Genomic DNA, 7,172 nt, shown 5'->3' with positions numbered 1-7,172 from the left:
CTTCAATAGTTTCTCCACTGAATCAAGATCTCCGCCTATGCTTCCGTAGTGCCTGACCTCTCCTGAACGACCTTCTTCTGCGAGTGCCACATCTATACTATTTTTATGTACATCAAGGCCTACATATATGTTATTCTTCTTCATACCTGCCTCCATGGTTTTGGCTCTGTGTTTTTAGTCTCTAAAAATATAATCCACGTTTGCATGGATGGCAGGTTTTTTCTTTAGATGACAACCATGTTATCTGCGAATCCTGATTTTTTGAGAAATCATAAAAATTAAAACAGAAAAGAGCCTGCCGGGAAATCGGGCTATGGCTTACGCTTCATCTCGCCTGCAACCTCAATATAGGCAATTATTTTTTCAAGCATTGCCTGGGGCTGGACAGGCTTTGTGATATAGTCATTCATGCCTGCTTTTTCGCATTCCTCCCTATCCCCCTTCATTGCCATTGCCGTCATGGCTATGATGATGACATCAGGATTTAAAACCCTGGCTTCGCCGGAACGGATCGCCCTGGTCGCTGAAATCCCGTCGAGCTCAGGCATCTGTACATCCATGAGCACTATATCATAGGGAATCATTTCAAGGGATCTGATGGCTTCAAGCCCGTTTGAAACAGCATCGGCCCGTATGCCAGCTTTTTCAAGAACACGAAGCCCTATTTTCTGGTTGACAGGGTTGTCTTCCGCTATCAGAATCCTTACTCTGCGTTTGATTTCCTCGGGCAGGGAATGCCTTGTTATTATCCTCTGTTTCTGGCGCATCTCTCCTGTCATGGGCCGCTGTTCAAACACAGCAGTGATGCAGTCATAAAGCTGGTGGTACTTGACGGGTTTCGGAAGATATGCAGAAAACCCCGCTTCCTGGAGCCTTGTGGCATCTCCACGGTTTGAATAGGAGGTCAGCATGATGAGCTTTGTTTCGTTTAACTCACCATCTGCTTTTATTGCCCGCCCAAGATCTTCCCCGTTCATTCCTGGCATCATATAGTCAAGTATGGCCATGCTGTAAGGCCTTTTGATTTCAACACCTTTTTTTAGAATATCAAATACGTCCAAAGGATCCTGGCAAATCTCAAAACTGAAATGCCATTTGCTCATATAGGCAAATATGATCTCAAGATTTGTTCTGTTGTCATCGACAACAAGAATCCTCTTTGACCTCATGTCGACAGGAGCCTCGAGATGATCATCCTGATCCTTTGGCTGCTTTTCAAACTCCGCCGTAAACCAGAAAACCGAACAGGAGCCTTCACGGCTGTCCACGCCAATTTTGCCTTTCATCATCTCAACCAGTTTCTTTGAAATGACAAGCCCAAGCCCGGTTCCCCCGTATTTTCTGGTGGTTGAGGAATCGACCTGGCTGAAACTCTTGAAAAGCCTGTCCATTTTATCCCTTGGGATGCCTATTCCGGTGTCTTTCACCTCAAATCTGATTAAAGCAATGGATTCTGTTTCTTCTTCAAGAAAAACATGGATGGATATCTCTCCTGTAGTTGTGAACTTAAGAGAATTTGAGCACAGATTCAAAAGTATCTGACGCAGACGTCCCGGATCTCCAACAAGCATTGAAGGCACTTCATGATGAATATGACAGGCAAATTCAAGGCCCTTCTGTTGAATCCTGTAGGCAAGGAGATCAGCCATTTCCTCAATTGTACTTCTAAGGTCAAAATCAAGTTTCTCGAATTCAAGCTTGCCCGCCTCAATTTTTGAAAAATCGAGGATGTCGTTTATGATTGAAAGCAGAACTTCAGCGCTGGTCTGGACATTATCAGTATAGTCCCTTTGTTCCGCATCAAGCTTCGAGTCAGCCAGAAGCCCTGCCATTCCAAGGATGCAATTCATTGGCGTCCTTATTTCGTGGCTCATGTTTGCAAGAAACTCACTCTTGGCTATATTTGCCGACTCTGCTTCAAGCCTTGCTTTGTTAAGGGATTTACGGGAATTGACAAGCTGCTTTGTCATCAGATGACTGTAAATGCTAAGGAGGGAAAAATATATGGTAATGGTAGATACACAGATTATCGTTGCAAGGAAATCAGATTCCATTGTGACGTGAAACCCTTCAACCCCTATTCCGGCTGCCACCCCTGAAACAAATGCGATTGATGAAACAGCAAAAAGCCTCACGCCGCCCATGCGATAGCTGTTCGAAATCAGAACATTTACAATTCCAACAACAACCCATAGTTGAAAATGAAGAACCGGAAGCATGGTGCCAATAAAAAAGCCGTCCACGCATATATTCTTAATCTCGGAATCTTTGGAACTGGAACTTGAACAGGCTGAGAAATAAGCAACCGTAGGCCAAATAAAACTTAATAAAAAATACGGCCAGAACCGCCAGACAAAAACCTCCGAACCATAATAAAACCAGCCGGTCAGAAAGCTTATGCAAAGATAGCCTATCATCCTTGGAAGATAATTCATTTTAACTATGGGATGAATTTTTTTGACAGGCTCATTCTGCATGACAATGCCTTAAAACACGTCTTGAAACTTTATTTTTTACAATGACCGACTCGCCTTTTTGCGGCTATATAAACAATAAAGATATGACAGCTCCGCAAAAACTCAGATGCCCGTCATTCCGGCGCAGGCTGAATCCGGAAGTATCTGAAAATACAAAGATGCCGGATCAAGTCCGGCATGACGCCGTTGCCGTTTTTTAGTTATTGATAGTCCATCAAGATATGAAAATCCTCAGATTTTTCGCTTTTGATTCCCTATCATTTCAATATAGACCCCGATCTTTTCAAGCAAAATCTGGGGCTGGACAGGTTTGGTAATATAATCATTCATACCGGCAGCCTCGCATTCCTCCCTGTCCCCCTTCATTGCCCTGGCTGTCATGGCTATTATTATCACATCCTGTTTCAGAGTCTTTGCCTCGCCTGATCTTATCATGCTCGTTGCGGTAAGTCCGTCAAGCTCGGGCATCTGAACATCCATGAGAACAATGTCATAGGGAATCGTTTCAAGAGCCTTGATTGCCTCAAGCCCGTTTGATACTGCATCAGCTCTGATTCCGGCCTTTTCAAGAACACGAAGTCCTATTTTCTGATTTACAGGATTATCTTCCGCTATCAGAATCCTTATTCTGCGCCTTGCCTCTTCGGGAAGGGTGTATTTTGTGATGATTCTCTGTTTCTGCGGGCTTTCACTTGTAATTTGACGTTTGTCAAAAACAGCCATTATACAGTCATATAGCTGATGATATTTGATGGGCTTGGGAAGATAAGCTGCAAACCCAACATCCTCAAGCCTTGCAGCATCACCTCTCTGGGAAAATGATGTAAACATTATGAGCTGGGTATCCTTTAGAACATGATCCGCTTTTATGGCCTTTCCAAGCTCCTCACCGTTTATTCCGGGCATCATGTAATCAAGAATTGCCATGCTGTAAGGTTTCCCATTTTCAATAGCCTTTTTCAAAAGATCCATGACCAAGAGAGGCTCATTGCAGATTTCAAAGCTGAACTGCCAGATCCTCATATAATTGGTTACTATTTCAAGGTTTGTATTATTGTCATCAACAACAAGTATACGTTTAGATCTCATGTCGACAGGAGCTTCGAGAATGTCATGCTGCTCTTTCGGCTGCTTTTCAAACTGGGCGGTAAACCAGAAAACAGAGCCAAAACCTTCCCTGCTCTCCACCCCGATCTTTCCGCCCATCAGTTCCACAAGCTTTTTGGAAATAACAAGTCCAAGACCGGTTCCTCCATATTTACGCGTTGTTGATGCGTCAACCTGGCTGAAACTTTTAAATAGCCTGTCCATCTTATCCTGGGGTATGCCAATACCCGTATCCCGGACATCGAATCTCAGGGTAGCCGAGGTATCAGTCTCCTCATCCAGCAGAACATGAATGGAGATTTCGCCCTTGCTTGTGAATTTCTGGGCATTCGAGCAAAGATTCAAAAGAACCTGACGCAGACGTCCGGGATCTCCAACAAGCATGGATGGCACTTCATGATGGACATGGCATACGAATTCCAGTCCCTTCTGCTGAATTCTGTAGGCAAGGAGATCAGCCATTTCTTCGATTGTGGATCTCATGTCAAAATCCAGTTTCTCGAATTCAAGTTTCCCGGCTTCTATTTTGGAGAAATCCAGAATATCATTAATCAGGGATAAAAGGACTTCTGCACTGGTCTGGATATTATCTGTATAGTCTTTTTGTTCTGCATCCAGCCTTGAGTCGGCAAGGAGACCTGACATGCCCATTATGCAGTTCATGGGAGTCCTGATCTCATGGCTCATGTTCGCAAGAAACTCGCTTTTTGCAACATTTGCCGCTTCTGCCTCTATTTTTGCAGCTTCAAGTGATCTGCGCGAGTGAACAAGCTGCCTTGTCATTACATGGGTAAATACGCTCAGAATAGAAAAATAGCCTGTGAGCGTTATGATGCAGATCACAATGGTTAAAACGCTGGACTCATACTCCATGTGAAAGCCCTCGAACCACAGACCTATCGCAGTACCTGCGGCCATGAATGCCGAACACATTGCGAGCAGCCGTCCTCCGCCCACGCGATAGCTGCTGGAAATGAAGACATTGACAAAAGTGACCATGACCCAAAGCTGAAAATGTACGGCTGGAATGAGAAGCCCGACCATGAAATAATCAACATACAGATTTCTCATTTCGGTATTTTTTGACTCTGTGCTGTGATTGGCTATGTAATATGCCACATGTGGCCAGACCATGCAGAATGCGAACAGACCCCAGAATCGCCACGACAAGTCGCCTTTGGAATAGAAAACCGATCCGGTTATAAAAAAAATGGCTATTGAACCAAAAGCCCTTGGCAGGTAATTATTCCGGACTATGGGATGGATCTTTTTCCCTGAATCAAGCTGTTTTTCCATAAGTTCAGACCTTCTGAAAAACATTCTCTGTGGATTCCAAAAACATGCTGATCTTGCAAAAAACTGGTGAGCAGCAAAGGATTATTTAAGATGATTTAATGATAGACAAGGCGTTTTTAAATACCATAACACAAAATGAAAATGTATGGTGACTTTTTGGATTTTTGTCAGGATTGCCGGGATATATAGCCTTATGACCCCATAGGGATTCAAAATTGGTCAGACCGCCCATCCCCAAAGACATGGGCGGCTGCAACCGCGATGGAGCCGCAAAAAGTCTAAAAATGGCTAATCGTCATGCCGGACTTGATCCGGCATCCATTTATTTCAGCCGTTTCTGGATTCCGGGCTGCGCCGGAATGACGGCAACAGGACTTTTTATGACCTTGCCAATCATGAATAGTCCTATAATTAGAAGCTTACTGTAGCCTTTGCCGCAAACAACCACCAGTACTGTTCAAGATCTCCTGGCTTGTTGGCCATGGAATCGTATGCACCGAAGCCATCGTTCCAGCTCGCCTCGAGTTTAAGGAGCCAGTTGTCATTGAAGTCGAATCTTGTGGAAAGAGTCCAGGTTTTAAGCCATGCTTCGAAATCATTATTTCCGGCCCTGACCTGCTGATTTCCATCTTCATCATACATGTTAGGAATATAGTCGGAATATGTCACGGCAGCCGAGAATAACTCGTTGAACCTGTATGAACCCGATACATACCATCCCCTTGAAGGCAGAGGAGGTCTGGCTGTGTTACCATAGCCAAGATTTATCCTGCTGTTGAAATCTCCGTCAGTAAATTCTCCTGCAAGAATAAAATCACCTATAGTATATTCAAGACCGACAAAATAACCCCTGAAAACGGGTGTGTCATAGCTCATCTGACTGATCGGAAGTCCTTCGCCCGGACTTATCACGCCATCTCTGTTCAAATCATAAGGAATAAGACCTGATACTTTTCCGGAAACACTGAACCCCTGTAACTCGTACCACGAATATTTCGCCCTTAGACCCTTTAATGGAGTGTTCCAGGTCAGGTTAAGGGTATACATATAGTCGCTGTCCATTTTGGTTACATCCAATTTATATGCGCTGAGAGAATCCTCCATTGCCGCGGCAAAGCCGCCTTCGTCGCTGAGTGGAAGAACACCTATCTGGGCGCTGTAAGCAAAACTTCCTGCCAGGGCAGCCGGAACAGTCCCATATACCCCCATGCCTTTAATAGTTGCGAAACTGTCCCTCCAAAGCTCCGCGTATATTGACTGGGGAAGCATTATGGTTGTCCTCAGCATATCCATTTCCCTTGTTTCATTATAAAGGGCGTAATCAAGCTTCATCTTTCCTATTCTGAGGCCCATCCAGTCTTTCCATCTGTAATCCATGAAAGCCCAGTCCAGCTTTACCTCATCATTACCCTCAGGTCCAAGATCGCGACCAAAAAACTGGACGCCCACACGGAGATTATCCGTAAGCTCCGTGGAAAAATTTATACCGAATTCATTGAACTGGAAAGTTCCGTCCTTGGTTTCGGCAAGGTAGTTATTTTCATCTGTCTGAAGAAATCCCTGGGAAAGAAACCCGTGTATCTGCACCTGACCTGCGTCAAAAGCCCATAAGTTCGGTACTGATAGCAATATCGTAAAAATTGCTGCCATAAGGACAAGAATATTTTTTTTCATGCGGCACCTCCTATTTCACTTCAACTTTTTTGACGTTGCCAGCCGGTGCATCGCTGGAAATATAAGCTATTGCACCGTCTGTCTTTGCCACATAATCAAGAAGAGCCTTAACATCATCAAATGCTTCAGGCATCTTGCCCTTGCCGGTGAAGACCTGCTGTTTCCAGAAATTGTTGAACTGGGAAGGAGATTTCCCCACATAGTCCTTCATGAATTTTTCCTGATCTTCAGGAGTTTTAAGGACAACGAAAGAAACTTTGCTATCATTGCTCCATTTGGTTTTTTCACCAAGAAAGATGGCTTTGACTTCATCCTTCGTAAGCTGGCTGTCAGGTACATTTTTGTTAGCTATGACGATTATTTCTCCTGCAAGCAGCAGGGACGGGGAAAGCACAGTCATCAGAATGATCATGATTCTAAAGACTGTTTGAAAAGATGATTTCTTCATGTGAACCTCCTTGAACAAGGAATTTGGGAGTGAGAACAGCAGGGTGTAACGTGGATAAATGGTGTGTGATAATGTGGGATAAATATTAAAGATTATTCTGATATTTGTCAAAAAAAAAACACTGAGTCAGTAAATCCCAAGAATCGTAAAGTTTGACAAAGTAGCAAAAA

At 44.0% G+C, this 7,172-nt stretch carries 4 protein-coding genes; all 4 read right to left on the bottom strand.

Annotation, left to right across the window (positions count from 1 at the left end; translation table 11 throughout):
* Window positions 1-311: 311 nt before the first annotated feature.
* Entirely contained in the window at window positions 312-2,477 is a 2,166-nt protein-coding gene (locus K245_RS23035) for a response regulator (RefSeq protein ID WP_051283854.1), read from the bottom strand.
* Window positions 2,478-2,708: 231 nt separating this feature from the next.
* The gene (locus K245_RS23030) at window positions 2,709-4,904 is read right to left on the bottom strand and encodes a response regulator (RefSeq protein ID WP_051283853.1); all 2,196 of its coding nucleotides are present in this window, start codon (window positions 4,902-4,904) and stop codon (window positions 2,709-2,711) included.
* Between the two features lie 387 nt (window positions 4,905-5,291).
* The gene (locus tag K245_RS0104090) at window positions 5,292-6,554 is read right to left on the bottom strand and encodes a hypothetical protein (protein ID WP_027358279.1); all 1,263 of its coding nucleotides are present in this window, start codon (window positions 6,552-6,554) and stop codon (window positions 5,292-5,294) included.
* Between the two features lie 10 nt (window positions 6,555-6,564).
* Entirely contained in the window at window positions 6,565-7,002 is a 438-nt protein-coding gene (locus tag K245_RS23025; RefSeq protein ID WP_051283852.1) for a substrate-binding domain-containing protein, read from the bottom strand.
* Window positions 7,003-7,172 lie beyond the last annotated feature (170 nt).

Source organism: Desulforegula conservatrix Mb1Pa (genome assembly GCF_000426225.1).
Taxonomy (GTDB): Bacteria; Desulfobacterota; Desulfobacteria; order Desulfobacterales; family Desulforegulaceae; genus Desulforegula; species Desulforegula conservatrix.
Note: the sequence above shows the minus strand (reverse complement) of the source record. Positions and strands in the feature narration are given on the sequence as shown.